This is a genomic window from Pseudoxanthomonas jiangsuensis, assembly GCF_010093185.1.
In the GTDB taxonomy this organism is placed as follows: Bacteria; Pseudomonadota; Gammaproteobacteria; order Xanthomonadales; family Xanthomonadaceae; genus Pseudoxanthomonas; species Pseudoxanthomonas jiangsuensis.
Map to the genome: position 1 here is coordinate 12,219 of NZ_PDWL01000014.1, position 24,845 is coordinate 37,063.

Annotated in this window: 24 protein-coding genes; 12 read left to right on the plus strand and 12 right to left on the minus strand. The window is 73.0% G+C overall.

Features of this window, described 5'->3' with window-relative positions; all coding sequences use genetic code 11:
* Positions 1-107: 107 nt before the first annotated feature.
* From murD to CSC62_RS09975, 4 genes are read right to left on the minus strand one after another with little or no spacing between them, the layout of a single operon-like run.
* Positions 108-1,511: a UDP-N-acetylmuramoyl-L-alanine--D-glutamate ligase gene (murD, locus tag CSC62_RS09960; protein ID WP_162406035.1), complete on the minus strand. Its 1,404-nt coding sequence runs from the start codon at positions 1,509-1,511 to the stop codon at positions 108-110.
* On the minus strand, positions 1,492-2,850 hold the full coding sequence (gene murL / locus CSC62_RS09965; RefSeq protein ID WP_162406036.1) for a UDP-N-acetyl-alpha-D-muramoyl-L-alanyl-L-glutamate epimerase: 1,359 nt from the start codon (positions 2,848-2,850) through the stop codon (positions 1,492-1,494). The genes murD and murL overlap by 20 nt, the downstream gene beginning before the upstream one ends.
* Positions 2,847-3,350 carry a hypothetical protein gene (locus CSC62_RS09970; RefSeq protein WP_162406037.1) on the minus strand — a complete coding sequence of 168 codons (504 nt, stop codon included), beginning with the start codon at positions 3,348-3,350 and terminating at the stop codon, positions 2,847-2,849. The genes murL and CSC62_RS09970 overlap by 4 nt, the downstream gene beginning before the upstream one ends.
* A complete protein-coding gene (locus tag CSC62_RS09975) occupies positions 3,334-5,967 on the minus strand; it encodes a bifunctional aspartate kinase/diaminopimelate decarboxylase (RefSeq protein ID WP_162406038.1) in 2,634 nt (877 codons plus the stop codon). Before CSC62_RS09975 ends, CSC62_RS09970 begins: the two co-directional genes overlap by 17 nt.
* A 201-nt stretch (positions 5,968-6,168) precedes the next feature.
* Between CSC62_RS09975 and CSC62_RS09980 the strand changes: the two genes are divergently transcribed.
* Positions 6,169-7,047 carry a PhzF family phenazine biosynthesis protein gene (locus tag CSC62_RS09980; RefSeq protein WP_162406039.1) on the plus strand — a complete coding sequence of 293 codons (879 nt, stop codon included), beginning with the start codon at positions 6,169-6,171 and terminating at the stop codon, positions 7,045-7,047.
* A 33-nt stretch (positions 7,048-7,080) separates the two neighbouring features.
* Here the strand turns inward: CSC62_RS09980 and hflC are convergent, their stop codons facing one another.
* The 3 genes from hflC to CSC62_RS09995 all read right to left on the minus strand — a co-directional run bounded on the left by hflC (position 7,081) and on the right by CSC62_RS09995 (position 9,731).
* On the minus strand, positions 7,081-7,944 hold the full coding sequence (gene hflC, locus CSC62_RS09985) for a protease modulator HflC (RefSeq protein WP_162406040.1): 864 nt from the start codon (positions 7,942-7,944) through the stop codon (positions 7,081-7,083).
* Positions 7,941-9,068 carry an FtsH protease activity modulator HflK gene (gene hflK / locus CSC62_RS09990; RefSeq protein ID WP_162406041.1) on the minus strand — a complete coding sequence of 376 codons (1,128 nt, stop codon included), beginning with the start codon at positions 9,066-9,068 and terminating at the stop codon, positions 7,941-7,943. The genes hflC and hflK overlap by 4 nt, the downstream gene beginning before the upstream one ends.
* A gap of 183 nt (positions 9,069-9,251) precedes the next feature.
* On the minus strand, positions 9,252-9,731 hold the full coding sequence (locus tag CSC62_RS09995) for an FKBP-type peptidyl-prolyl cis-trans isomerase (protein ID WP_162406042.1): 480 nt from the start codon (positions 9,729-9,731) through the stop codon (positions 9,252-9,254).
* 122 nt (positions 9,732-9,853) lie between these two features.
* On the opposite strand from CSC62_RS09995, the gene CSC62_RS10000 reads away from it, so the two are divergent.
* The 3 genes from CSC62_RS10000 to CSC62_RS10010 all read left to right on the plus strand — a co-directional run bounded on the left by CSC62_RS10000 (position 9,854) and on the right by CSC62_RS10010 (position 12,818).
* Positions 9,854-10,363 (plus strand): C40 family peptidase, encoded by a 510-nt coding sequence (locus tag CSC62_RS10000; protein WP_162406043.1) that lies wholly within the window; start codon positions 9,854-9,856, stop codon positions 10,361-10,363.
* 108 nt (positions 10,364-10,471) lie between these two features.
* Positions 10,472-11,338 carry a C40 family peptidase gene (locus tag CSC62_RS10005; RefSeq protein ID WP_425502011.1) on the plus strand — a complete coding sequence of 289 codons (867 nt, stop codon included), beginning with the start codon at positions 10,472-10,474 and terminating at the stop codon, positions 11,336-11,338.
* A 130-nt stretch (positions 11,339-11,468) separates the two neighbouring features.
* Positions 11,469-12,818: an amidohydrolase family protein gene (locus tag CSC62_RS10010; protein ID WP_162406044.1), complete on the plus strand. Its 1,350-nt coding sequence runs from the start codon at positions 11,469-11,471 to the stop codon at positions 12,816-12,818.
* A gap of 36 nt (positions 12,819-12,854) precedes the next feature.
* Here CSC62_RS10010 and CSC62_RS10015 read toward each other — a convergent pair whose 3' ends face one another.
* Positions 12,855-14,153, minus strand: a complete 1,299-nt coding sequence (locus CSC62_RS10015) for a dicarboxylate/amino acid:cation symporter (protein WP_162406045.1) — start codon at positions 14,151-14,153, stop codon at positions 12,855-12,857.
* Positions 14,154-14,356: 203 nt separating this feature from the next.
* Between CSC62_RS10015 and CSC62_RS10020 the strand changes: the two genes are divergently transcribed.
* Entirely contained in the window at positions 14,357-16,069 is a 1,713-nt protein-coding gene (locus tag CSC62_RS10020; RefSeq protein ID WP_162406046.1) for an alkaline phosphatase family protein, read from the plus strand.
* A 528-nt stretch (positions 16,070-16,597) separates the two neighbouring features.
* Here CSC62_RS10020 and CSC62_RS10025 read toward each other — a convergent pair.
* The gene (locus tag CSC62_RS10025) at positions 16,598-17,053 is read right to left on the minus strand and encodes a CopD family protein (protein WP_162406047.1); all 456 of its coding nucleotides are present in this window, start codon (positions 17,051-17,053) and stop codon (positions 16,598-16,600) included.
* 50 nt (positions 17,054-17,103) lie between these two features.
* Between CSC62_RS10025 and CSC62_RS10030 the strand changes: the two genes are divergently transcribed.
* Positions 17,104-17,694: a class I SAM-dependent DNA methyltransferase gene (locus CSC62_RS10030; RefSeq protein WP_162406048.1), complete on the plus strand. Its 591-nt coding sequence runs from the start codon at positions 17,104-17,106 to the stop codon at positions 17,692-17,694.
* A 13-nt stretch (positions 17,695-17,707) separates the two neighbouring features.
* Here CSC62_RS10030 and CSC62_RS10035 read toward each other — a convergent pair whose 3' ends face one another.
* On the minus strand, positions 17,708-18,508 hold the full coding sequence (locus CSC62_RS10035; protein ID WP_162406049.1) for a cobalamin-binding protein: 801 nt from the start codon (positions 18,506-18,508) through the stop codon (positions 17,708-17,710).
* Between the two features lie 20 nt (positions 18,509-18,528).
* Positions 18,529-19,131, minus strand: coding sequence for a pyridoxamine 5'-phosphate oxidase (pdxH, locus tag CSC62_RS10040; protein WP_162406050.1), 603 nt, complete (start codon positions 19,129-19,131; stop codon positions 18,529-18,531).
* 43 nt (positions 19,132-19,174) lie between these two features.
* Between pdxH and CSC62_RS10045 the strand changes: the two genes are divergently transcribed.
* The 4 genes from CSC62_RS10045 (at position 19,175) to CSC62_RS10060 (ending at position 22,421) form a co-directional block, all read left to right on the plus strand.
* A complete protein-coding gene (locus CSC62_RS10045; RefSeq protein WP_162406051.1) occupies positions 19,175-20,011 on the plus strand; it encodes a kinase in 837 nt (278 codons plus the stop codon).
* Positions 20,012-20,360: 349 nt separating this feature from the next.
* Complete coding sequence (locus tag CSC62_RS10050) at positions 20,361-21,380, plus strand: response regulator (RefSeq protein WP_162406052.1); 1,020 nt, start codon at positions 20,361-20,363, stop codon at positions 21,378-21,380.
* On the plus strand, positions 21,380-22,036 hold the full coding sequence (locus CSC62_RS10055) for a response regulator (protein WP_162406053.1): 657 nt from the start codon (positions 21,380-21,382) through the stop codon (positions 22,034-22,036). Before CSC62_RS10050 ends, CSC62_RS10055 begins: the two co-directional genes overlap by 1 nt.
* Before the next feature lie 100 nt (positions 22,037-22,136).
* Entirely contained in the window at positions 22,137-22,421 is a 285-nt protein-coding gene (locus CSC62_RS10060; RefSeq protein ID WP_162406054.1) for a hypothetical protein, read from the plus strand.
* Between the two features lie 16 nt (positions 22,422-22,437).
* On the opposite strand, the gene CSC62_RS10065 is transcribed toward CSC62_RS10060, so the two are convergent.
* Positions 22,438-22,641 carry a dodecin family protein gene (locus CSC62_RS10065; protein ID WP_162406055.1) on the minus strand — a complete coding sequence of 68 codons (204 nt, stop codon included), beginning with the start codon at positions 22,639-22,641 and terminating at the stop codon, positions 22,438-22,440.
* Between the two features lie 149 nt (positions 22,642-22,790).
* On the opposite strand from CSC62_RS10065, the gene CSC62_RS10070 reads away from it, so the two are divergent.
* Positions 22,791-23,333: a shikimate kinase gene (locus tag CSC62_RS10070; RefSeq protein ID WP_162406056.1), complete on the plus strand. Its 543-nt coding sequence runs from the start codon at positions 22,791-22,793 to the stop codon at positions 23,331-23,333.
* Positions 23,330-24,433 carry a 3-dehydroquinate synthase gene (gene aroB / locus CSC62_RS10075; RefSeq protein WP_162406057.1) on the plus strand — a complete coding sequence of 368 codons (1,104 nt, stop codon included), beginning with the start codon at positions 23,330-23,332 and terminating at the stop codon, positions 24,431-24,433. The genes CSC62_RS10070 and aroB overlap by 4 nt, the downstream gene beginning before the upstream one ends.
* Positions 24,434-24,845 lie beyond the last annotated feature (412 nt).

Here is a 24,845-nt window from a genome sequence, read left to right on the forward strand (position 1 = left end):
GCGGCGACCGCCATGGTGGATGCGCCTGCGTGCAACCGGGGACCGACCCCGCGTCCGCTTCCACGGACCGGCGCCCTTCCGCGGACGGTTGCCCGGTCTGGCGGCTGCTACAGGATGCCCAGGCCCGGGATCGTGCTGATCGCGTCCGGATCGAAGCCGGCCAGCGTCGCGAAATGGCGGCCGCGCTCGGTGTAGTCGCGGTAGGCGCCGAAGCTCGGCGCGCCCGGCGACAGCAGGACCACACCCTGTCCATCCAGCAATCCGCGCGCGCGCGCCACCGCATCGGCCAGGTCGGACGCCGCCTCCAGCGCGAACCGTCCCTGCGCCGCCAACGGCGCCAGCAGCGCGTGGATCCGCGGCCCGTTGCCGCCCATCGTCACCACCGCCGCAGGCGCCTCGTCGCGTGCATCCAGCCGCGCCGCGAACTCCGTCCAGTCCAGCCCGCGGTCGTGGCCGCCGAGCAGGATCGCCACCCGCGACCCGCGATGGCAGTCCAGTGCCGCCAGACTCGCATGCGGCGTGGTGCTGATCGAATCGTTGACCCAGGCGATCCCGTCGCGCTCGCCCAGCCACTGCAGCCGGTGCGGCAGGGGCCGGAAATCCAGCGCCGCCGGCGCCAGCGGCGCCGCGTCCAGGCCCAGCGCCTCGATCGCCGCCAGCACCGCGCACAGGTTGCCGCGGTTGTGCCGTCCCGGCAGGGGCACCGCGGCGGTGTCGAACACGAGGGCATCGCCGCGGTACAGCGCATCCCCGCGCAGGTGCCAGCCGTCGGCGCGGTTGAACCACACGATCCGGCTGTCGGGCAGCCGCAAAGCCGCCAGGCGCGGATCGGCCGCATTGAGCACCGCCGTGCGCGGGCGCGCCGCGGTCACCAGCGCCAGCTTGTCCTCGGCGTAGCGCTGCTCGCTGCCATGCCAGTCCAGGTGCTCGGGGAACAGGTTGAGCACCACCGCCACTTCCGGGCGCACGCCGCCGGCGGCCACGTCGCCGGTCTGGTAGCTGGACAGCTCGATCGCCCAGAACTCCGGCGCCTTGCCGTCCGCCGCCGCTTCGGGCACGTCCAGCAGGGGCAGGCCGATGTTGCCGGCCAGCGCGGTGCGGTGGCCGCCTGCGCGCAGCAGGTGGGCCAGCAGCGAGGTCGTGGTGCTCTTGCCCTTGGTCCCGGTGACGCACACCGTGCGCGCCTGCGGATGCCCGGCGAACCACAGCGCGGTGCCGCCCAGGAACACCGTCCCGCGCGCGGCCGCGGCCTGCGCTTCGGGCCGGTACGGGCTGATGCCCGGCGACTTCACCACCACCTCGAAGCCGGCCAGCGCCTCGGCATCGGCCACGGTGCGCGTGGCCAGCAGCGGATCGCCCAGCGTCGCCGCCTCGGCGGCCTCGGCCTGGCTGCAGAACAGGGTCAGCGGCAGCGCCGGCAACGCCGCGCGGATCGCGCGCCAGGCCGCGCGGCCCTCGCGCCCCCAGCCCCACAGCGCGACCCGCCTGCCCTCAAGCTGCGAAATTCGCACGCACCCGCTCCCACACGGCCGCCGGGACGCGGTGCTCGCCTTCCAGCGCCAGCAGGGGCTCCAGCGCCAGTTCCGCCGGGTCCAGCTGCGGCCGGATCTCGCGCGCGAAGCGGGCCACCAGCGCGTCCTCGCGCCACTCGGCGCGCTCGGCCAGCTGCGCCATCGCCGCGCGCGACTCGCGGCCCTCGCCCACGCACTCGAACGGCTTGTGGTCCTGGAACTCCAGCAGGGCGTCGAACCCCGGCGCCTGGCCGGCGTCGTCGAGCAGGTTGCGGCCGAAGATCCGCACCAGCCGGGTCTTGGGCATGAACGGCGCCAGCGCCAGGAACACGAAGTGGCACTTCGGGCACAGCCCGCACCAGCGTTGCGCCGGCTTCTCGCCGAGGATGTGGAAGTTGCGGTTGCAGCTGGAGAAGTGGGCGTCGTAGTGGTCGTTCTTTGCGAACTGCCGGGCCACCGCCAGTTCCGACAAGGGCCGCAGCAGCGAGTAGTAGTGCAGGTCGGCCGCTACCGCGCGCTCGACGTGTTCGCCGAAGGCCTGCTCGAACGCCCAGCCCTTGGACCACTGGTGGTTCACTTCGCCCGTACCGGGAATCAGGCTGCCGTAGCTGGCCGAGCGCTCGTTGGAGAACGCCACCTGGCCGGCGCCGGTGAGCAGCGCGGCCAGGACCAGGATCGCCGAGTTCACCGCGGTCACCGGGATGTGGCCGTTGTACGCGCCCTGGCGGTTGATCTCGAACAGCGCCGGCGCCAACGCGCGGCCGATGTTGAGGGTCGGCAGGCCGGTGCGCTCAGCGCAGGTGCGGATCAGCTGCGAGCCGCCGACCCAGGCCACGGTCTGGTCCACGCCCGCCGCGCGCAGCGCCTCGATGCTGACCAGCGAATCCTTGCCGCCGCCGATCGCCACCATCGCGCGCGGCGCCAGCCCCAGCGCCGGTGCGGCGGCCAGACCTTCGCCGCCCTCGCTTGGGAACCGGATCCGCCCGTGCAGGTCCAGGCCGTTGCGGTAGGCGAACTCGCCCAGGCCGTTGAGGTAGACCTGCTCCAGCAGCCGCGCGGTGGCCGCGTCGATGGCGTAGCCGTCGATCCGGATCCGCGGCGGCACCGCGGCCTTGTAGTAGCTGACGCCGGCGATCAGGTGCAGCAGGCGCAGGGCCCGCCCCACCGCCGCCGCGCGCACGCCCTCCAGGGCGAAGGGCGCGCCGGGCACGGTCACCGTCTCCACCAGTTCGGGGCCGTCGTCGAAGGCGTAGGCCAGCTCGGCCACGCCGGTGGCGGGATCGAAGCCGCAGCGGACGAAGCGGAAGGTCTGGATGGCGTGTCGGTCGAAAAAGGTCATGCAGGATCCGTGGTGGAACAGGCCTGCCGGCGCAGGTAGCGGCGGCAGATCGGGAGAGCGGAGGCATAGGCCGGCACGCTGCCGGCGATCAGGGCCGCCAGCGTAGCGCCAAGCACGACCGAAGGCAGCCACCGCCAGAGTTCGCGCCAGGACATGGCCGGGGTGGCGTCCAGCCAGCGGTCGATGCCGGCGCTGGCCGGCAGCCACAGGGCCACCGCCAGCGGGTACAGCGCCAGCGCCAGGACGGTCGCGCGCGCGGCCATCCCCGCCGGCCGCCAGCGCCGGCCCGCGGCGGCGGCGCGGCGATGCCAGGCGGCCAGCAGCCAGGCCGCACCAGCGGCGGCCAGGGCTCCGCTCGGACTCCAGACCAGCGCCGTGCGCAGGTTGCCGGCGTGCAGATCGCCGTCCAGCACCAGCGCCGAGGCCGCCAGGTGTCCGAGTACGGTCACCGCCGCCCCTGACAGGACCGCGGCCAGCGACAGCTCAGCCCGCGGCCCCATCGGCATGGTCCAGCACGTCCTCGACCGGCAGGGCGCGCAGGTTGTAGCCGCTGGCCATGGAATGACCGTAGGCACCAGCGTCGGCGATCAGCATCACGTCGCCCGGCGCGGTGGCCGCCGGCAGGCGGCGGTGCTTGCCGAACAGGTCGCTGGACTCGCAAATCGGGCCGACCACATCGAACACGCCGCCGGCCGGCGCGTCCAGCCGCTGCAGGTTGGCGATGTCGTGCCAGGCGTCGTACATGGCCGGGCGCACCAGCGCGTTCATGCCCGCGTCCAGGCCGACCCGGCGCACGCCGTCCTTCTCCACCACCTGGGTACAGCGGGCCAGCAGGACGCCGGCCTCGGCGACCAGGAAGCGGCCCGGCTCGATCACCAGCCCGAACGCCGGATGCACCTGCCTGACCTCGGCCAGGCCCGCGGCCCAGGCCTCGAGGTCGAACGGCTCGTCGTCGGCGCTGTACGGGATCGGCAGGCCGCCGCCGAGGTCGAGCGTGGCCACGGTGCCGATCCGGCGGGCGAAGCCGGCCAGCTCGTCGCACATCAGCCGCCAGTGGCCGATGTTGTCCACCCCGCTGCCCAGGTGCGCGTGCAGGCCGGTGACGGTCACCCCCAGCGCGCGTGCGGCGTCGGTGAACTCGTCCACCCGCGCCGCCGCCAGGCCGAACTTGGCGTCCTTGCCGCCGGTGTTGACCTTCTGATGGTGGCCGTCGCCGTGGCCCAGGTCGATCCGCAGCCAGACCGAGCGGCCGCGGAAGGTCTCCGGCCAGTTCCGCAGCAGCTCGACGTTGTCGATGGTGACGGTCACGCCCAGGGCGAAGGCCTGCTCGTATTCCTCGCGCGGAGCGAAGCTGGGGGTGAACAGCACCCGCGCCGGATCCAGCCGCGGCAGGGTGGCGAACACGTGCCGCAGTTCGCCCAGCGACACGCACTCCAGGCCGAAGCCTTCCTCCACCAGCGCCGTCAGGATCGCCGGGTGCGGGTTGGCCTTGATCGCGTAGTAGCGGCGGTCGACCGCCGCCACCGCCTTGAGCTGGCGGGCGCGCCCGCGCACCGTCGGCAGGTGGTAGACGTAGCGCGGGGTGCCGGCCTGGGCCAGCTGCAGCAGGCGCTCGCGCTCGTGCTGCCACCACGGCTGCGGCCGCGGCCGCACCGCGCCGTTGAGCTCGCGCCAGCGCGGGCCGAACACCTCGGTCTCCAGCACCGGCATCGCGCCGCTGTCGATCAGCGCCGCGTGCAGCTGCGGCAGCAGGCCGTCGGCGTCGGCCTCGTCGATCACGAAGGTCAGGTTCAGGTCGTTGGACGACTGCGAGATCATGTGGACGCGTTCATGGCCGAAGCTCGAGAACACCTCCGAGAGCTTGTGCAGCAGCGAGCGCATGCCGCGCCCGACCAGGGTGATCGCCGCGCAGGGCACGATCACCTTGACCCGGCCGATCTTCTCCAGGTCGCCGGCCAGGGCCGCCAGCACGTTCTCGCTGAGCAGGTTCTCGTTCGGGTCCAGCGACACGGTGACGTTGGTCTGCGAGGTGCCGATCATGTCCACCGACAGCCCGTGCTTGCGGAACAGCCCGAACACGTCGGCCAGGTAGCCGACCTGCTGCCACATGCCGATGTCCTCCACGGACACCAGGACCACGCCGTTGCGGCGACTGATCGCCTTCACCCCGGGCACGGTCGCCGCGCTGCGGTCGATGGTGGTGCCCGGCAGCTCGGGACGCTCGGTGTCCAGGATCGCCATCGGCACGCCGGAGTCGCGGCAGGGCTTGATCGAGCGCGGGTGCAGCACCTTGGCGCCGGTGGTGGTGATCTCCTGGGCCTCGGCGTAGCCCAGGCGGCTGAGCAGGCGCGCGTCGGGCACCTCACGCGGGTTGGCGCTGAACATGCCCGGCACGTCGGTCCAGATCTCCACCTTCGAGGCGCCCAGCAGGGCGCCGAAGTAGGCGGCCGAGGTGTCCGAGCCGCCGCGGCCGAGGATCGCGGTGCCGCCGTCCTGGTGGCGCGAGATGAAGCCCTGGGTGATCAGCATGCGCGCGGGCTGGGCGGCGAAGCGCGCGCGCCAGGCGTCGTCGGCCTGCCACTGGCAGTTCACCGACAGCCGCCGCGTCCACTCGCTCTGGCTGGCCTGCGGCGGCAACGCGTCGAGCCAGTCGCGCGCATCCATCCAGCCGAAATCCAGGCCGCAGGCGTGCAGGTAGGCCGCGCCGAGGGTGGAGGACAGCAGTTCGCCCTGGCCCAGCACTTCGGCCTGCCAGTCGAGCGGCCGCGCGGCCGCGCGCGGATCGGCGAGCAGGCCGTGCAGGGCGGCCAGGCGTTCGCCCAGGACCGCGTCGGCGTCCAGTTCGAGCTCGGCCAGGAATTCGCGGTGGCGCGCCTCGAGCGCGGCCACACGCGCGGCACTGTCGGCGGCGCCGTCGGCGATCGCGGTCAGTTCGTTGGTCACCCCGGACAGCGCCGAGACCACCACCAGCACCCGCCCGCCGGTCTGCTCGGCACGCTGTTTGGCCAGTTTGCCGATCGTGTCCCAGCGGTGGCGGCGCGACACCGAGGTGCCGCCGAACTTGAGGACGATCCAGCCGCCCGAAGCGGCGTTGTGCAAAGGCGAAACTGCGGACATGGAGTGTTGTGGGGACCGCCCGACCACCGGGCATGAACCGGCGATTCTAAGCGCAATCGCGAGGCCGAAGCGGTGCAGGGGAACGCCGCGCGGAGGGTCACATCGGCAACCATTGGCGAAGGCCGGCACACCGCGCTGCGACGATCCCCGTCACTTCGGGCTGGTACCCTCGCCCACCTCCCCCGACCAGGATTCCACGCCATGGCCCTGCGCCCGTTCGTCCAGGTGGACGTGTTCGCCGATCGCCCCGGCGCCGGCAATCCGCTGGCGGTGCTGCCCGACGCCCGCGGCCTGGACGAGGCGGCGATGCAGGCGATCGCGCGCTGGACCCGGCTGCCGGAGACCACCTTCGTGTTCCCGCCGACGCGGCCTGGCGCCAGCTATGGCATCCGCATGTTCAGTCCGAAGAAGGAAGTGCCGTTCGCCGGCCACCCCAGCGTCGGCACCGCGCACGTGGTACTCGAGGCCGGCCTGGCCGAGCCGCGCGACGGCCTCCTTTTGCAGGAAGGCATCGCCGGCCTGCTGCCTCTGCGGGTGGACGCTGCCGGCGGCGTGCGCCGGATCGCGATCCGCACCCCGCGCGCGCAGCTGGTCGAGACCGCCGACGCCCGCGGCGCGCGCATGGCCGAGGCCCTGGACTGGCTGCCGACCGGCGAACTGCCGCCGGCGCTGATGGACGGCGGCCGCCGCTGGTGGATCGCCGAGGCCCGCGACGAGGCGAGCCTGCGCAACGCCCAGCCGGACTGGGATGCGATCGCCGCGCTGGCCCGCGCGACCGAGAGCATGGGCGTGCTCGCCTTCGCCCGCTGCCACGGCAGCGACTACCAGGTCGCCGCGCGCGCCTTCGTCGGCGGCCCGGCCATCTTCGAGGACGCCGCCTCCGGCGCGGCCAACGCGACCCTGGCCGCCTGGCTGGCCCTGCGCGGTGCCCTGCCCGGCCGCGACGGCCGCTACCGGGTCAGCCAGGGGCGCGAGGTCGGCCACGACGCGCGCCTGGACATGCGCGTGGATGCCGACGGCGAGGTCTGGTCCGGCGGCCAGGTGGTCAGCGTGGTCCGCGGCCAGATCGACTGGCCGTAACCCGGCACCGGGCTCGGACCCGCTCGGCGGGCGTCAGCGGTCGTTCTTCAGGTACTGAAGGAACGGATCGTCCTTGTCCAGCACCACCACGCCCTGGCCGTCGGCGAACGAGGCGCGGTAGGCCTCCAGGCTGCGGTAGAACGCGTAGAACCCCGGGTCCGCGCCCGCGGCCTGCGCGTACAGCCGCGCCGCCTGCGCATCGCCCTCGCCGCGCAGGCGCTGCGCGTCGCGCTCGGCCTCGGCCACGATCACCGCCTGGTCGCGGTCGGCCTGCGCCCGTACGGTGCGCGCCTGCTCCTCGCCCTCGGCACGCAGCGCGCTGGCCACCTGCTTGCGCTCGGCGCGCATGCGGTCGTAGACCTGCTTGATCACGTCGCTGTCGGTCGGCAGGTCGATCTGCTTGAGGCGGATGTCGACGATCCGCATGCCCAGGGTGATCGCGCCGCGGTTGATGCTCTCCAGCTGCTTGGCGATCACCTCGCTGCGGTCGCCGGACACCAGCTGGGTCAGGGTGCGGGCGTTGATCTCGTTGCGCAGGGAGTCCTTGATGATCGGCGCCAGGCGGTCGCCGGCCGCGCTCTCGTCGCCGCCGGTGGCGCGGTAGAACGCGCGCACGTCGTCGATGTAGCCGATCGCCACGAAGTCCACGCTGACGTCCTTGCGCTCCGAGGTCAGGTAGCGCTCGGGCGAGAAGTCGACCAGGCTGAAGCGGCGGTCGAACACCCGCGCCGTCTCCACCAGCGGCCACTTGAAGTGCAGGCCCGGGCCGATGTCGGTGCGGGCCACCCGGCCCAGGTTGAGGACCAGGCCGACCTGGTCCTCGCGGACCACGTAGACCGAGCCGAGCAGGCCCAGCAGGGCGGTGACCGCCAGGGCGATCCAGAGGGGATATTTCATCGGGACGCCTCCTCGCGGCCGGTGCGCTGCGGATCACGGGTACCGCTGCGCAGCGGCTCCGGGCTGCTCTCGATCGCCGGCAGCAGGGACTCGGCCACCGCCGCGGGGGCGGCGGGCACCGGAGCGGCGCTGCTTGCGCCGGCCATCGGCACGTAGATCAGCTGGCGGCTGTCGCCGCCGACCACCTTGCGGTTGCGGGCCAGCACGTCCTGCACGGTCTCCAGCCACAGGCGCTTGCGGGTCACCTCAGGCGCGGCGGCGTACTGCTCGCGCAGCAGGCCGAAGCGGGCCACGTCGCCCTCGGCCTGCGCGATCTTGGCCGCCTTGTAGCCCTCGGCCACGGTCCGGCGGCGGGCCGCCTCGCCGCGCGACTCGGGCACGACCTTGGCCGCGTAGGCGCGGGCCTCGTTGATCAGCTGGTCCTTGATCTGCTGGGCGCTGTTGACCTCGTCGAAGGCCGGCTTGACCTCCTCGGGCGGGCGCGCGTCCTGCAGGTTCAGCTCGGTCACCACCAGGCCGGTGCGGTAGGCGTCCAGCGAGGCCTGCAGCTGCTCGGAGGCGCTGACCGACAGCGGGCCGCGGGCGCCGAGCACGGTGTCCAGGGTGGCCCGGCCGACCTGCTCGCGGACCACGCTCTGGGCCACCTGCTCCAGCACCCGGTCGGCGTCGCGCGAGCCGAACAGGTACAGCCGCGGGTCGCCGACCCGGTACTGCACGTTCATGGCCACGTTGACGATGTTCTCGTCGCGGGTCAGGACCGGCACGGTGTTGCTGAAAGTCTTGATCTGGGTGGCGTTGACCTTGACCACCCGCTCGATCGGCCACGGCCACTTCAGGTTCGGGCCGGGCTGCATCACCCGGGCGAACTGGCCGAAGCGCAGGACCACGCCGCGCTGCTGCTCGCCGACCAGCTGGAAGCTGGTCAGGACCACCAGTAGGGCCACGCCCAGCAGCACCCAGCGGCCGATGCCGCCACCGCCGCCATTGCCGCCGAACAGGTCGCGCAGGCGGTCCGGCAGGCCGCCCAGGCCACCGCCGCCACCCGAGGGCCGGCGCGGCGGCCAGGGGTTGCGCCGGTTGTTGTCGGGGGAGTCGCCGCCCTTGCCGGGGGTATTCCAGACCATGAAAGCTCCGAGGTGAGGGGTCCTGGCCGCGGCATGCGCGCGGACCGGGTCGCGGCCCGATTCTAGCAAGACCGTACGGTATGGCCGGAATGCCTGAAGCAATGGCCGGCCGCACCGCTCCCGGCCCGGAAAAGACGAAGGCCCGCCGGAGCGGGCCTTCGCGGCGCGGCGCGTGCGCCGGCCTCAGTGGTGGTGGCCGCCGTCGCCGTGGACGTGGCCGTGCTCCAGCTCCTCGGCCGCGGCCTCGCGGACCTCGACGATCTCCACGTCGAAGTGCAGGTCCTTGCCGGCCATCGGGTGGTTGAGGTCGACGTCGACCACGCTGTGGCCGACCTTGACCACGGTCACCGCGCGCGGGCCGAAGTTGGTCTGCAGCACCACCTGCATGCCCGGCTGCAGCTTCGTGTTGCCGAAGTGCTTCTTGGGGATGCGCTGCTCCAGGCCCTCGCGGCGCTCGCCGTAGGCCTCGGCCGCGGCCACGTCGACGCTGAAGCTATCGCCGGCGGCCTTGTCCTGCATCGCCGCCTCCAGGCCCGGGATGATGTTGCCGTGGCCGACCAGGATCGCGATCGGCTCGCGGTCCTTGGAGCTCTCCAGCGGCTCCTGGCCGACTTCGGAGACGGTGTAGTGGAAACGGACGACGCGGTCTTTTTCGATCTTCATGCGCAACTCGGTACGGGCCGCCAGCGAAGGACGGCGGAGGGGCGGCTTGTCGGCCGCGAGGGGACGCGGCCATGATGGCCGCCATGAGTACGGACCGGCATTATCCCGCCCCGCCCCCGGCCATGCCAGCCGTGCCCACCCGCGCCGCGGCGGCCCTGCTGGCGGCGATCGCCCTGGCCGGCTGCGGCCGCGAGGCGGTGCGGCCGGCCGCCGCGTCCGCCCGGACCTGGCCGCAGGTGGCCCCGGCCGACCCGGCCGCCGCCAACGCGGTCACCCTGCGCGCCCTGAGCCTGGTCGGCACCCCCTACCGCTACGGCGGCAATACCCCGGACTCTGGCTTCGACTGCAGCGGGCTGGTCAATTATGTGTACCGGGACATGCTCGACCTGCGCCTGCCGCGCAGCTCGCGCGAGCTGGCCGCGGTGCAGGGAGCGAAGCTGGGGCCGGACCGGCTGGCCAGCGGCGACCTGGTGTTCTTCGGCAGCCGCGGCGAGGTCAGCCACGTCGGGATCTACGTCGGCGAGGGGCGTTTCGTGCATGCCCCGAGCAGCGGCGGCACGGTCCGCCTGGACCGCCTGGATGGGGCCTACTGGAAGGACCACTACAGCGGCGCCAAACGCGTCCTGCGCTGAAAGTGGGACAGGCCTCACATTTGAATTCACGAAAAAATAACTTTTTCTGAACATCAAGACAGCGTGAAGTGGGCATGATCGCCCGATCGTTTTTTTTGTGACTGCCGCGTGACGACCGAAGACCTGCACCCAGGCCTGCCTGCCGCCACCCCAGCCCGCCCGCCCCGGGCGCTGCGCTCCCTCCTTCTCCTGGCGCTGGCCGCGCCGGCGGCGCCACTGCTGGCCGCCCCCGCGCCCGAACCGGCCCCGGTCGTTCCGGAAACCATCGCCGCCGCGCCGCTGGCCGCCGACCCGTCGCCGGAACCGGCCGCGGTGATCGCCCTGCCGGCACCACCGGCTTCCGCTTCCGCCCGTCCCACGGTCGCCGCCCGTGCCGCCGCGCCTGGCCCCGCACCGGCCGCCTCCGGCCTGCGCCAGAAGGCCGATGCCGCCGCCAACGCCACCCTGGCCGCCTTGCTGCCGCACCTGGCCGGTAGCGACAGCCTGCCGCTGCTGGACCGCTCGGCCATGTTCGCCGGCGACATCAGCCGCCTGCTGGCGGCCTACGACCTCACCCAGGGCGTGCCGGCGCAGGCCACGGCCGCCGCCGGCGAGGGCCGCGTGCAGCAGGTGCTGAAGGCGGCCACGGCCCTGATCGGCACCCCCTACCGCTGGGGCGGCACCTCGACCGACGGCTTCGACTGCAGCGGCCTGGTCGGCTACGTGTTCCGCAACGCGCTGGGCATCGAGCTGCCGCGGGTGTCGCGCGAGATGGCGGCCAAGGCCGATGCCGAACTGATCCGCGACCGCGACCAGCTCACCCCGGGCGACCTGGTGTTCTTCGGCCTGCGCGGCCGGGTCAACCACGTCGGCATCTACGTCGGCGACGGCCAGTTCCTGCACGCGCCCAGCCGCGGCAAGGACGTGCGCGTGGACAGCCTGGCCAGCGGCTACTGGAGCAACCGCTTCATGCAGGCGCGCCGGGTCGCGATGTAACGGCACCCGCCGCGACGCCTGCCGACGAAGGCCGCCTCCGGGCGGCCTTCGCGCTTTCCGTGGGTGGCGAAGGCTGGCGCGAACGCGGCGGGCCGGCGATGCTGCCGGCTTCCCCGCTGTCATCGCCGCCATGCGCCATCGCCTGCTGCTGTCCTGCTGCCTGCTGCTTTCCTCCACCGCCGTCCAGGCACGGGCCGATGCCGCGGATCCACCGCCGCCGCACCGCACCCTCTACCGCAACGCCGTCCTGATCGACGGCACCGGAGCGCCGGCGCGGCCGGGCACCGGCCTGCTGGTCGAAGGCGAGCGGATCGTCGCCATCCAGGCCGACACCGCGCCGGTGGCCGACGGCGTGGAAGTGGTCGACCTGCACGGCCAGTACGTGATCCCCGGCCTGATCGACACCCACGTCCACCTGGCCACCCCGCCCGATACCGCCCAGGCCACGGCTTCGCTGCGGCGACAGCTCTATTCCGGGGTCACCGCGGTGCGCAGCATGGCCGACGACGTGCGCAACGTCGGCGAGCTGGCGCGGCAGGCGCTGGTCGGCGAGATCCCCGCGCCGGACATCCACTACGCCGCGCTGATGGCCGGGCCGGGGTTCTTCGAGGATCCGCGCACGATCGCCGTCACCCGCGGCCGGGTGCCCGGCCGGACACCGTGGATGCAGGCCATCGACGCCGACACCGACCTGGTCCAGGCCGTGGCCCTGGCCCGCGGCACCTCGGCCAGCGGGATCAAGCTCTATGCCGACATGCCCGGGCCGCGGCTGGCGGCGATCACCGCCGAGGCCCACCGCCAGGGCATCCCGGTGTGGGCGCACGCGGCGGTGTTCCCGGCGATGCCGGCCGACGACGTGGACGCCGGGGTCGACGTGATCTCGCACAGCTGCCCGCTGGCCTACCAGGCCTCGCCGCGCAAGCCGGCGACCTACCACGAGCGCACCCCGGTGGACGAATCGGCGTTCGCCGGGGCGATGCCGGCACAGATGGTCGAGTTGTTCGCGCGGATGGCCGAGCGCGGGATCATCCTCGACGCCACCAACCTGGTGTACCTGCGCCACGTCGAAGAGTACGCCCGCGACCGCCAGGGCCCACCGCCGCGCTGCAGCGCCAAGCTCACCTTGCGCCTGACCGCGCAGGCCTTCCGCCAGGGCGTGGCGATCTCCAGCGGCACCGACGGCGACAACCCGCCCGAAGCGCCGTTCCCTTCGCTGCACGACGAACTGGAGCTGCTGGCCGGCCCGGTCGGGATGCCGCCGCTGGAGGTGATCCGCGCCGCCACCGCGACCGCCGCCCGCGCCCTGGGCCAGCAGGCCGAGCGCGGCACGCTGGAGCCGGGCAAGCTCGCCGACTTCGTGGTCCTGGCCGGGGATCCTTCGCGCGACATCGGCCAGCTGCGCAGCGTCACCGCCACGGTCAAGCGCGGCGTGCGCCATCCGCGGGCGGAGTTCGAGGCCGGCCGCCAGCGCGCGGAGTGAAGGCGGCGGCGCGCGCCGGGATCAGGGCGGCCGGGATCAGGAGCGGGCGCGGCCGGCCTGCGGGTCGCCGCCTTCGTCCTGCTCGATGCCGACGTTGCTCGAGGCACGGTCGTAGGTCGCGCGGTCGAGCAGGCCGGTCTCCTTGGCCACCAGCACCGGCACCAGCATCTGCCCGGTGACGTTGGTCATGGTCCGCATCATGTCGAGGACCCGGTCGATCGCGACCAGATAGCCGATGCCTTCCAGCGGCAGCCCGGCCGCGCTCAGCACCAGGGTTACCATCACGATCGCCGTGCCCGGCACCCCGGCGGTGCCGAAGCTGCCCAGCACCGAGGCCAGCAGGATCACGAAGTACTGGTTCACCGACAGGTCCAGGCCGAAATACTGGGCCACGAACACGCTGGTCAGCGCCGGGTAGATCGCGCCGCAGCCGTCCATCTTGATGCTCGCGCCCAGCGGCACGGCGAACGCGGCGTAGTCCCGGTCCACGCCCAGGTTGTGGGTGACGCTGCGCAGGGCCACCGGCATCGAGGCGAAGCTCGACGAACTGACGAACGCCACCTGCATGCCCGGCGCGGCGCCGCGGAAGAACTTCAGCGGGTTCAGCCCGTGCGCGAGCAGAAGGCCGCCGTAGGTCAGCACGATGTGCAGGGCGCAGGCCAGGTACAGGGCGAACACGAAGCTGCCCAGCGGCAACAGCTTCTCGAAGCCGTAGCTGCCGACCAGCCCGGCGATCAGGCCGAAGGTGCCCAGGGGGGTCATCTCCAGCACGAAGCGGGTGACCTGGACCATCGCCTCGCTGGCCTCGCCGGCCAGGGCGCGCAGCTTCGCGGTGCGCTCGCCCAGCTTGACCAGGGCGAAGCCGAGCAGGCCGGCGAAGAAGATCACCTGCAGGATCTTGCCCTCGGCCAGGGCCTTGAACGGATTGGACGGGACCACGTCCAGCAGCACCTGCACCGGCGTGGGCACCTCGCGCACCTGGTAGTCGGCGGCCATCTCCAATCCGCTCAGGCCGTGGCCGGGCTTGAGCACCAGGCCCACCGCCAGGCCCACGCACACCGCCAGCGCGGCGGTCGCCGCGAACCACAGGAAGGTGCGCCCGCCCAGCGCCGCCACCGACTTCTGTCCGTGCAGGGAAGCCACCGCATGGATCACCGCGAACAGCACCAGCGGCACCGCGATCATCCGGATCAGGGTCACGTAGACCGTGCCCAAGGGCCCGAACCAGGTCTGCGCCGCCGGCCCCAGCAGCCAGCCGGCCAGCGCGCCGAGCACGAAGCCGGCGAGCACGCGCTGCCAGAAGGGGATGGCCAGCCAGGCCTTGACCAGGTTCATCGTCGATCCGCGGTTGCGTGGAGCCGGCACCATACTCCGGCGCGCCGGCGCTGGCGACGACGCCGCTGGAACGCGCCCGTGTCATCGGCACGACATTGCCGCGACGGCATAATACCGGCCTTCCTCCACCGCGCCGGCCGCAGGCAGGCCCGCGGCGCCTCCGCGCCCGCAGCTGCCCGGCACGCGCTCCTGCCGGATCCACGATGTCCCGTTCCCGCGTCCTGCCGAACCGCACTCCGCTCGTCCTGTCCCTCGGCGCCTTCTGCACCGCCCTGCTCGGCGGCTGCGCCACTTCCGCCACCGCACCTGCGGCCGCACCCGCTGCGATCGCCGTCCCGGTCCCGGCCGTGGCCCATCCTGGCGGCGAGACCCCGCAGTGGTGGTACCGCCAGGGTGCGGCCCGGGCCGCCGGCAACGGCGCGATGGCCGGCAAGGCGAAGAACGTGATCCTGTTCCTCGGCGACGGCATGAGCCTGACCACCGTGGCCTCCGCGCGCATCCTCGACGGCCAGCGCCGCGGCGGCCCGGGCGAGGAGAATCTGCTGAGCTGGGAGCGCTTCCCCGCCACCGCCTTCAGCAAGACCTACAACACCGATTCGCAGACTCCCGACTCGGCCGGCACCATGACCGCCATCACCACCGGGGTGAAGAGCCACATGGGCGCGATCGGGGTCTCGGCCGGCGACCGCCACGACTGCGCCGACAGCCTCGGCAAGGCGCGCCTGACCTGGCTGCAGCTGGCCGACAGCGCCGGCCTGGCCACCGGCATCGTCAGCACCGCGCGCCTGACCCACGCCACTCCGGCCGCCACCTGGGCGCACTCGCCCGACCGCAACTGGGAGAACGACACCGACCTGCCGCCCGAGGCAGTGGCTGCCGGCTGCACCGACATCGCCCGGCAGATGGTGGCCACGCCCTACGGCCGCGGCCCGCAGGTGCTGCTGGGCGGCGGCCGCGGCGAGTTCACCCCGGTGGAAGCGCGCGACCCGGAATACGACGACAAGGTCGGCCAGCGCCTGGACGGCCATGACCTGGTGGCCGAATGGAAGGCCGCCCATCCCGGCGGCGCCTACGTCTGGAATCGCGAGCAGCTGCAGGCGGCCAAGGATGCGCCGGCGGTGTTCGGCCTGTTCGAGCCCGACCACATGCAATACGACCACGACCGCGACCACGCCGCCGAGCCCTCGCTGGCCGAGCTCACCGCCGAGGCGATCCGGCGCCTGTCGCGCGATCCCGACGGCTTCGTGCTGATGGTCGAGGGCGGGCGGATCGACCATGCCAACCACGAGGGCAACGCCTTCCGCGCCCTGGACGAGACCATCGCCCTGTCCGAGGCGGTGCGCACCGCGGCGGAGATGACTTCGGCCGACGACACCCTGATCCTGGTCACCGCCGACCATTCGCACACGCTCAACTTCGTCGGCTACCCGGTGCGCGGCAACCCCATCCTGGGCAAGGTCCGCGGTGCCGGCGAGGATGGCGGCAGCCCCGACTACGCCCGCGACCTGACCGGCCTGCCCTACACCACCCTCAGCTACGCCAACGGCCCGGGCCACACCGGCGCCAGCAACCGCCAGCCGGCCGGCCCCAAGCGCCACCTGCACGCACCGAGCAGCGCCGAGGCTGCCGAAGGCCGCCCCGACCTGATCGACGTGGATACCGAGGCGCCAGATTACCTGCAGGAAGCCCTGGTGCCGCTGAAGTCCGAATCGCACGGCGGCGAGGACGTGGGCATCTGGGCCCGCGGCCCCGGCAGCGAGGCGGTGCGCGGCACGGTCGAGCAGAACACGATCTACCACTTCATCGTCCAGGCCACGCCCCGGTTGCGCGCGCGGCTGTGCGCGGCCGGTACCTGCGACACCAATGGCGTGCCGGTGGAACTGCCGCAGCCGGTGGAGTTCCAGCAGGAGCGTTGAGGGAGCATCGTCGCACCCTCAGGCGGGAGCCGGTGTCTGGAGTAGGAGCGCTGGCTTCGGGTGGGGCTGGCGTGCTTCTGTTGGTTGGAAGCAAAAGCGCTGGCTTCGGACTGGGCCGCCGTGCCTGGGGCCTGCGGTGCACCGCTCGGGCGGGCCTCCTGCCCGCAACTCGCGGCCGTGGCACGTCCCTGTGCCACTTGCCCCGCAGACCCAAGGCACGACGGCCTCTGCGGACTTGGAGTTCACCGCTTCTGGTGCTTCTGCTCTTCAGGCTTCTGTGCGCCTTCCCCACTCCCGTCGTCCCGGCGAACGCCGGGACCCAGTGTCTTTGCTTCCCTTGTAGGAGCCGGTCTTGCCGGCGACCGCCATGGTGGATGCGTCTGCGTGAAACCGGGTGCCAGTGATCCGTCCGCCTCCACGGTCGCCGGCGCTTCTCCACGGACGAATGTCCGGTCTCCCGGCTCCTACAGATGTGGAGCAAGGCAAAGGCGCTGGGTCCCGGCGTTCGCCGGGACGACGGTCGGGCCCTCAGAACGGCTTGGCCAGCACCAGCCAGACGATCGCCAGCAGGGCCAGCACCGGCAGTTCGTTGAAGATCCGCAGCGCCTTCGACGAAGGCAGGCCGCGGCCCTTGTCCAGGCCCTTCACCCAGCGGCCGGCGACTATGAAGTGCGCCAGCAGCAACGCCACCAGGGCGAGCTTGGCGTGCAGCCAACCGGCCGGCGAACCGACCATGGTCGGGAACCCGTCGACCACCCGGTAGCCCAGCCACAGCACCACGCCCAGCAACGCCGCCAACCCGAACATGGTGTGGCCGAACCGGTACAGCCGCCGCCCCATCAGCGCCAGCCGCGCCCGCACCGCCGGTTCCTCGCCGGCCTCGGCCAGGTTGACCAGGATCCGCGGCAGGTAGAACACGCTCGACATCCAGGCGACGACGAACAGCAGGTGGAACGACTTCACCCAGAGATACGTGGCGTACATGCGCGGCGGCCTGCGGCTAGGATGTGCGGATTCTCGGCGATATCGACCCGATGACCAAGACCTACGACCACGCCTACTTCGAGCACTGGTACCGCGGCCAGAACATCCAGGATCCGCGCCGGCTCGCGCGCAAGGTCGCGCTGGCGGTGGCCACCGCCGAGTACTACCTGGAGCGGCCTGTCCGCAGCGTGCTCGACATCGGCTGCGGCGAAGGCGCCTGGCGCGCGCCCTTGCTGAAGCTGCGGCCCAGGGCGCGCTACCTCGGCTTCGACAGCAGCGAATACGCCATCGCCCGCCACGGCGCCCGGCGCGACCTGCACCTCGCCCGCTTCGGCGATTTCGCCTGGCTGCGCCCCTGCGCGCCGGTGGACCTGCTGGTCTGCGCCGACGTGCTGCACTACCTGCCCAGCCGCGAACTGTCCCGGGGGCTGCCCGGCCTGGCCGAACTGTGCGGCGGCGTGGCCTTCCTGGAGACCTTCGCCGCCGAGGACGAATTCGAGGGCGACACGGTCGGCTTCCAGCCGCGCAAGGCGGCGTGGTACCGACGCCGGCTGGAAGCGGAGGGCTTCGCCGCAATCGGCTCGCACTGCTGGCTCGGCCCGGCGCTGGCCGGCAGCGCCGCGGCGCTGGAGCGCGCCTAGCGCTAACCGGCTCCTACAGGAGCGTGCGGCGCTGCGACCAGGCCTGGATGATGCGCTCGATCGCCGCCACGCCATCGGTCAGCGCCGCCGGGCCCGGCTGCAGGATCAGCGGCGACTTGATCTCGTGCAGCTCGCCGTCGCGCACCGCCGGGATCGCGTCCCAGCCCGGACGCGCTGCCACCTGCTCCGGACGGAACTTCTTGCCGCACCACGAACCGAGGACGATGTCCGGCGCCCGCGCCACCACCGCCGCGCCGTCGGCCAGGATCCGCGCCCGCGCCAAAGGTTCGCCCGACAGTTCCGGGAAAACGTCCTCGCCGCCGGCGATCCGCACCAGCTCGGCCACCCACTGGATGCCGGTGATGAGCGGCTCGTCCCATTCCTCGAAGTACACCTTCGGCCGCGCCGGCAGTCGCGCCGCCCGCGCCTGGGCCGCGTCCAGGCCACGCCGCAAAGCATCGGCGTAGGCCTGCGCGCGCGCGCCGGCGCCGACCAGCGCCCCGAGCCTGCGCACGTAGTCCAGGATCCCCTCCACGCTGCGGTGGTTGGCGATCCACACCTCCACCCCGCGCCGCACCAGCTCGGCGGCGATCTCGGCCTGGATGTCGGAGAAGCCGATCGCCAGGTCCGGCGCCAGCGCCAGGATCGCCTGGGTCTTGGCGCTGGTGAACGCGCTGACCTTCGGCTTGTCCCGCCGCGCCTGCGGCGGACGCACCGTGAACCCGCTGATGCCGACGATCCGGTCCTGCTCGCCGAGTGCGTACAGGGTCTCGGTCGGTTCCTCGGTCAGGCAGACGATCCGGCGCGGTCCCATGCCTCAGACAGCCCGCGCGCTCACGGATACAGCATCCGCTTCGACCAGCGCCCGCCGTCGCCGCGCTCGTAGCACCAGCGCTCGTGCAGGCGGAAGCCGGCGCCGTACCAGAACTCGAACGAGTCCGGCACCACCCGGAACCCGCTCCAGCCCGCCGGCCGCGGCACCTCGCCGCCGGCGAACCGCGCCTCGGCCTCGGCGATCGCCCGCTCGAACGCCTCGCGCGAATCCAGGGTGGCCGACTGCCTCGAGGCCCAGGCCCCGATCTGGCTCATCCGCGGCCGGCTGGCGAAATAGGCGTCGGCCTCGGCATCGGCCACCTGGGCCACGCCGCCGGCGATCCGCGCCTGCACCCCCGCCTCGCGCAGGCCGCGCCACAGGAACAGCAGGGCCGCGTGCGGGTTCGCGCGCAGGTCGCGGCCCTTGGGGCTGTCCAGGTGGGTGTAGAACACGAACCCGCGCGGGTCGAACTCCTTCAGCAGGACCGTGCGCGCCGAAGGCCGCCCGCCGGCGTCGGCGGTGGCCACGGTCATCGCATTCGGATCGACCACGCCGCTGGCGGTGGCCTCCTGCAGCAGGCGGCCGAAGGTGTCCAGCGCTTCGGCGTACAGCGGGTCGGTCATGTCGCGGGCTCCACGGGCAGGGGCGAGGACGTATTGTGGACCGATGCCCGCGCCACCGCCCACCGGCTTCCCCGATGCCCTCGTCGCCCGGGCCCTGGACGCGAGCGGTGCGCGCGCCGGCGCCGGGCTGCGCGTGCTCGGCGTCTCCGGCCTGCAAGGCAGCGGCAAGAGCACCCTGGCCGCGCAGTTGGTGGCCGCCGCGCAGGCCGCGGGACTGGCGGCGGCCTGCGTGTCGCTGGACGACTTCTATCTCACCGCCGCGCAGCGCCGGGCGCTGGCCGGCCAGGTGCATCCCTTGCTGGCCACGCGCGGACCGCCGGGTACCCACGACGTGGCGCTGGCGATCGACACCCTCGACGCGCTGCGCGCCGGAGGCCTGCCGCCCTTGCCGCGCTTCGACAAGCTCGGCGACGATCGCCTGCCGCGCGAACACTGGCCGCGGCCGGCGCGGCCCTTGGACCTGCTGGTGCTGGAAGGCTGGTGCCTGTGCGTTCCGGCCGAACCGGCCGAAGCGCTGCATGCGCCGCTCAACCGGCTCGAGCGCGAAGAGGATCCGGACGGTACCTGGCGGCGCTGGTGCAACGCCGCGCTCGACCACGACTACCCGCTCTTGTGGTCGCGGGTGGACGTGCTCTGGTTCCTGCAGCCGCCGGGCTTCGAGGTGGTGGTCGACTGGCGCTGGCAGCAGGAACAGGCGCTACGGGCCGCCGAACCCGGCCGCCGCGGCATGGACCGCGGCCAGCTGGAGCGCTTCGTCCAGCACTACGAGCGGGTCAGCCGCCAGGCCCTGCGCACCCTGCCGGGCCTGGCCGATGCCACCGTCCCTCTCGATGCCGGGCGCAGGGTGCACGCGCCGATCGCACGCGACCGCCGGGGCTAAACCGGTCAGCCGCGCGCCGGATTTTTTCAGACGGGTCTGATTGGCGCCTCCGCCGCCCGCCGCCCAGAGTGCCGGCCATGGGGGATACGCATTGCCTGCAGATGCACGACCGGCCTGTCCGCTCCGGCCGCGCCAGGCATGTGTCCACCCACCTCCCTGGCCGTTCCACGCCGTGCCACCCCGTTCCCCCGGCAATGCACGGCTGCGGCCCGTCCGGGCCTTCGTGCCCGGACGTCATTCCGCGCGCCAAGCCCGGCCGGGTTCCCGCCCCGGCCGGGCTTGGCGCGCTTTTTGCAACGGAAGTCTCATGACAGCCGTGACCTGTCCGACATGATCCGGAGCCGCCGTCATGCAAGTTCACCCGCCCCATCCGCCGCCGCGGCCCCTGCGCGCATCCCCGTGCGCGGTCGCCGCGCCGGGCTGGCCGGAAGGCGGGCACGCGCTGGCGGTCGCGGCCATTCCGGCCATGCCGGTGGACGTGGACTGGCTGCTCGCCGGCGTGGCGCTGGCGATCCTGGCCGCGATCCTGGCCCGGCGCATGCGCGCCCGGCGGCAGCGCCCCGGAGTGCGGCGGCCACCGGCGACCGCCAGCCACGTCGGGACGCCTGCCGGCCGCATCCTGGTCGCCGAGGACCACCCGATCAACCGCGCGGTGATCTCCCGCCAGCTGCACCGGCTCGGCTACCGCCACGCCCTGGTGGAAAACGGCGAGCAGGCCCTGCAGGCCCTGGCGCACGGGCACTACGACCTGCTGCTCACCGACTGCCACATGCCCCTGCTCGACGGCTACGCCCTGGCCCGCCGGATCCGCGCCGGAGAGCGCGGCGGGTATGCGCACCTGCCGATCGTCGCGCTGTCGGCGAGCGCCAGCGCCGATCCCGTGCGCCAGTGCGGCGAATCCGGGATGGACGGCTTCCTCGGCAAGCCGGTGCGCCTGGCCGACCTGCAGCGCGAGCTGGCGCGCCACCTCGGCCCGGCCGGCAACGACGATGCCGGCCCGCGGCACGACATGACGGTGGACGGCGTCGCGGCCGGCGGCGACAGCGCCTCCAGCGCGCGCCTGGACGCCCTGGCGACAGCCTTCGGCTCGGCGCGGCGTGCCCGCCGGGCCCTGCGGCAACTGCTCTCCGCCGGCCGCCGGGACCTGGACCTGCTGGACCGTGCCCTGGACGCCGGCGACCACGCCCGCCAGCGCGAACTGCTGCACCGGATCGACGGCGCCCTGCGGGTGCTGGGCTGGGAGGGCGACGACGTCCCGCCCACCGCCGGCAACCGCGAGCGCCGCCACGCCCTGGCGCGGCAGCTGGACGCGATCGCACAGACGCTGGCGCGGCCCCGCGCCGGCCGGACCCACGGGAAGGAACCCTGATGCCCCAGGACACGCCACTGCGGATCATCCTCGCCGACGACCATCCGGTCGTGCGCAGCGGCGTGCGCTCCTTGCTGGAATACAGCGGCCGCGCCCGGGTCGTGGCCGAAGCCGCCAGCGCCGACGAGCTGTTCGCCGCGCTGGCGCGCGAACCGGCCGATCTGGTGCTCACCGACTTCAGCATGCCCGGCGGCGATGCCGCCGACGGCCTGAGCATGCTCGGCCGCCTGCACCTGCGCTGGCCGGAGCTGCCCTTGCTGGTGCTGACCGTGGCCGCCAACGCCGACGTGCTGCGCTCGATCCTGGCCACCGGCGTGCTCGGCCTGCTCAACAAGTCCGACGCGCTGACCGAACTGACCCTGGCGGTGTCCGCGGTCTCGCACCGGCGTTCCTACCTGGGCACCGGCATCCGCCAGCTGCTGCACAGCGCGGCCACCGAAGCCGGCGGCCTGCGCCCCGGCGAGGCGCTGTCGCGGCGCGAGACCGAGGTGCTGCGCCTGTTCGCCTCCGGCCTGACCGTGTCGGAGATCGCGCGGCGCCTGAGCCGCAGCGTCAAGACCATCAGCCGGCAGAAGATGGACGCCATGGCCAAGCTCGGCCTGCACAGCGACCTGGAGGTCTACGCCTACGCCCACCGCCACGGCCTGCTGCCCTGAGCGCATGCCGCCACGGAAGCGATGCGCGCCGCGTCAAGGAACGGCGCTTTTCAGACGATTCCGATGGAGCCGGGCACGCGCACGCGCGAGCATCGAGCCCATGGACACGATGCTTGCAATGCCGATCCCCGGGCATGCGTCGCCCGCCACGGACGAGGCGACAGGGCATGGGCCGCGCCCGGCGGATGCCGACACCTGGCACCGCCTGACCCACGAGGCGGTGGTGATGGCCTGGAGCCGCGACCCGGAGGTGATGTGCGACCTGGTCGCCACCCTGATGGACATCCACCTGCACCACTGCAGCCGCCGTCCCGAGCGCACCCTGGACGAACTGCACCTGATGATCTCGCTGGAACTGCAGCAGCTGTCCGGCGAGCCGGACTGAGGCTCCGCCGGAAGCGCTACTGGACGACGAAGGTCACCCGCAGGTTGACCCGCCACTCCTGGATGTTGCCCTGCTCGTCGGTCTCCACCTTGGTCTCGCTGATCCAGGCGCCCTGGATCCCCTTGACCGTCTCGGCGACCTTCTTCAGCCCGGACCGGACCGCGTCCTCGACGCTGGTCTTGGAGGACGAGCTGACCTCGATGACTTTGGCGATCGACATGGGAATGCTCCTGCTGGGGATGGCGGCGCGCGCCGGGAGCGCCAGCCTGAACCGGCACGCGTTAACGCCGCGGCACGGCCGCCCGCGGAGGCACGCGCAAGGCGCTTCGTTGCAGCGGTGACGAAAGCGCCGGTGCTAGCATTCGGGCCATGAATCCCGCCCCCAACCTCGTGCTGGTCGGCCCGATGGGCGCCGGCAAGACCTCGATCGGACGCCGCGTGGCCGAACGCTTCGGCCTGGCCTTCGTCGACGCCGACCACTTCATCGAACAGCGCAGCGGCGCGACCATCGCCTCGATCTTCGAGCACGTCGGCGAGGCCGGCTTCCGCGAGCGCGAGCGTGGCGCCCTGGCAGAGCTGCTGGCCGGCGAGGGCCAGCTGCTGGCCACCGGCGGCGGCGCGGTGCTGGACGCCGGCAACCGCCGGCTGATGCGCGAGCGCGGCTTCGTGGTCTACCTGCGCGCCGGGCTCGAGTCGCAGCTGCGCCGGCTCGGCCGCGACCGCACCCGGCCGCTGCTGCAGCGCGAGGACCGCGAGCAGGTGCTGCGCGAGATGGCCGCGTTCCGCGAGCCGCTCTATTGCGAGGTCGCCGACCTGTCGATGGATACCGACGGCTGCACCGCGGCCGAGGCCGCGGTCCGCCTGGGCACCCAGCTGGCCGAGCGCTGGCAGCTGACGGGAGCGGCGGCATGAGCGCCCTGCGCACGGTCGCGGTCGGCGGCGCGACGCCTTACCGGATCGACATCGGCCCGGACCTGCTGGAGGACGGCGCGGCCCTGGCCGCCCACGCCCGCGGCCGCCACGTCCTGCTGCTCAGCGACAGCCACGTCGCCCCGCTGTACGCGGCGCGGGTGGAGGCGGCCCTGCGCGCGGCGCGCCCGGAGCTGAAGATCGCCACCCACGTCATGCCGGCCGGCGAGGCGCACAAGACCCTGGCCAGCTTCGGTGAGGTGATCGAGTCGCTGGCGGCGCTGGGCGCGACCCGCGACGCCACCGTGTACGCGCTCGGCGGCGGCGTGGTCGGCGACCTGGCCGGCTTCGCCGCGGCCTGCTGGATGCGCGGCGTCGATTGCGTGCAGCTGCCGACCACCCTGCTGTCGATGGTCGACTCCTCGGTCGGCGGCAAGACCGCGGTCGACATCCCGCAGGGCAAGAACCTGGTCGGCGCGTTCCATCCGCCGCGCGCGGTGATAGCCGACACCGCGGCCCTGCGCACCCTGCCGGCGCGCGAGCTGCGCGCGGGCCTGGCCGAGGTGATCAAGTACGGGGCGATCCGCGACCCGCTGTTCTTCCAGTGGCTGGAAGCCGAGCGCGAGGCCCTGCTGGCCGGCGACGACCGCGCCCTGACCGAGGCGATCGCCCGCAGCTGCGAGCACAAGGCCGGGATCGTGGAGCGCGATCCGCTGGAGAAGGGCGAGCGCGCCCTGCTCAACCTGGGCCATACCTTCGGCCACGCGATCGAGGCCGAGCAGGGCTATTCGGGCGCCGGCCGCGACGCGCTGGTGCACGGCGAGGCGGTGGCGGTGGGCATGGTCCTGGCAGCGCGGCTGTCGGCGATGCTGGGGATGGCGCCGGAGGCCGACACCGAACGCCTGCGCGCGTTGCTGCTGGCCTACGGGCTGCCGGTGGACGTGCCCGCGGGACTGGCGCCGCAGGCCTTGCTGGAACGCATGCGCCTGGACAAAAAGAACCTGGCCGGGCGCCTGCGCCTGGTCCTGTGGCGCGGCATCGGCAAGGCCGAGGTGGTCCCGGACGTGGACGAGGCCCGGGTGCTCGAGGTGCTGGCGGGCTGAGGCCTGCACTGGGCTTGGGGCAGGGCCACCGTGGCTGCAAAGGCGGGATAAGCGCGCCGGCTTCGGGTCGGAGTGAAAAGCGCTGGCTTCGGCCGGGGCCGCCGTGCCTTGGGTCTGCGGTGCACCGCTCGGGCGGGCATCCTGCCCGCAACTCGCGGCCGTGGCACATCCCTGTGCCACTTGCCCCGCAGACCCAAGGCACGGCGGCCTCTGCGAACCTGGAGTTCACCGCTTCGGGTGCTTCCGCTCTTCCAGCTTCTGCTGCACCTTCCTCACCACCGTCGTCCCGGCGAACGCCGGGACCCCGTGTCTTTGCTTCCCTTGTAGGAGCCGGTCTTGCCGGCGACCGCCATGGTGGATGCGTCTGCGTGAAACCGGCTGCCATGGGTGCGTCCGCCTCCACGGTCGCCGG

Bases quoted from the DNA above. Each gene is read 5' to 3' on its own strand.
- murL (WP_162406036.1), bottom strand. From the start codon at position 2,850: ATGACCTTTTTCGACCGACACGCCATCCAGACCTTCCGCTTCGTCCGC.
- CSC62_RS09970 (WP_162406037.1), bottom strand. From the start codon at position 3,350: ATGGGGCCGCGGGCTGAGCTGTCGCTGGCCGCGGTCCTGTCAGGGGCG.
- CSC62_RS09975 (WP_162406038.1), bottom strand. From the start codon at position 5,967: ATGTCCGCAGTTTCGCCTTTGCACAACGCCGCTTCGGGCGGCTGGATC.
- CSC62_RS09980 (WP_162406039.1), top strand. From the start codon at position 6,169: ATGGCCCTGCGCCCGTTCGTCCAGGTGGACGTGTTCGCCGATCGCCCC.
- hflC (WP_162406040.1), bottom strand. From the start codon at position 7,944: ATGAAATATCCCCTCTGGATCGCCCTGGCGGTCACCGCCCTGCTGGGC.
- hflK (WP_162406041.1), bottom strand. From the start codon at position 9,068: ATGGTCTGGAATACCCCCGGCAAGGGCGGCGACTCCCCCGACAACAAC.
- CSC62_RS09995 (WP_162406042.1), bottom strand. From the start codon at position 9,731: ATGAAGATCGAAAAAGACCGCGTCGTCCGTTTCCACTACACCGTCTCC.
- CSC62_RS10000 (WP_162406043.1), top strand. From the start codon at position 9,854: ATGCCAGCCGTGCCCACCCGCGCCGCGGCGGCCCTGCTGGCGGCGATC.
- CSC62_RS10010 (WP_162406044.1), top strand. From the start codon at position 11,469: ATGCGCCATCGCCTGCTGCTGTCCTGCTGCCTGCTGCTTTCCTCCACC.
- CSC62_RS10015 (WP_162406045.1), bottom strand. From the start codon at position 14,153: ATGAACCTGGTCAAGGCCTGGCTGGCCATCCCCTTCTGGCAGCGCGTG.
- CSC62_RS10020 (WP_162406046.1), top strand. From the start codon at position 14,357: ATGTCCCGTTCCCGCGTCCTGCCGAACCGCACTCCGCTCGTCCTGTCC.
- CSC62_RS10025 (WP_162406047.1), bottom strand. From the start codon at position 17,053: ATGTACGCCACGTATCTCTGGGTGAAGTCGTTCCACCTGCTGTTCGTC.
- CSC62_RS10030 (WP_162406048.1), top strand. From the start codon at position 17,104: ATGACCAAGACCTACGACCACGCCTACTTCGAGCACTGGTACCGCGGC.
- CSC62_RS10035 (WP_162406049.1), bottom strand. From the start codon at position 18,508: ATGGGACCGCGCCGGATCGTCTGCCTGACCGAGGAACCGACCGAGACC.
- pdxH (WP_162406050.1), bottom strand. From the start codon at position 19,131: ATGACCGACCCGCTGTACGCCGAAGCGCTGGACACCTTCGGCCGCCTG.
- CSC62_RS10045 (WP_162406051.1), top strand. From the start codon at position 19,175: ATGCCCGCGCCACCGCCCACCGGCTTCCCCGATGCCCTCGTCGCCCGG.
- CSC62_RS10050 (WP_162406052.1), top strand. From the start codon at position 20,361: ATGCAAGTTCACCCGCCCCATCCGCCGCCGCGGCCCCTGCGCGCATCC.
- CSC62_RS10055 (WP_162406053.1), top strand. From the start codon at position 21,380: ATGCCCCAGGACACGCCACTGCGGATCATCCTCGCCGACGACCATCCG.
- CSC62_RS10060 (WP_162406054.1), top strand. From the start codon at position 22,137: ATGGACACGATGCTTGCAATGCCGATCCCCGGGCATGCGTCGCCCGCC.
- CSC62_RS10065 (WP_162406055.1), bottom strand. From the start codon at position 22,641: ATGTCGATCGCCAAAGTCATCGAGGTCAGCTCGTCCTCCAAGACCAGC.
- CSC62_RS10070 (WP_162406056.1), top strand. From the start codon at position 22,791: ATGAATCCCGCCCCCAACCTCGTGCTGGTCGGCCCGATGGGCGCCGGC.
- aroB (WP_162406057.1), top strand. From the start codon at position 23,330: ATGAGCGCCCTGCGCACGGTCGCGGTCGGCGGCGCGACGCCTTACCGG.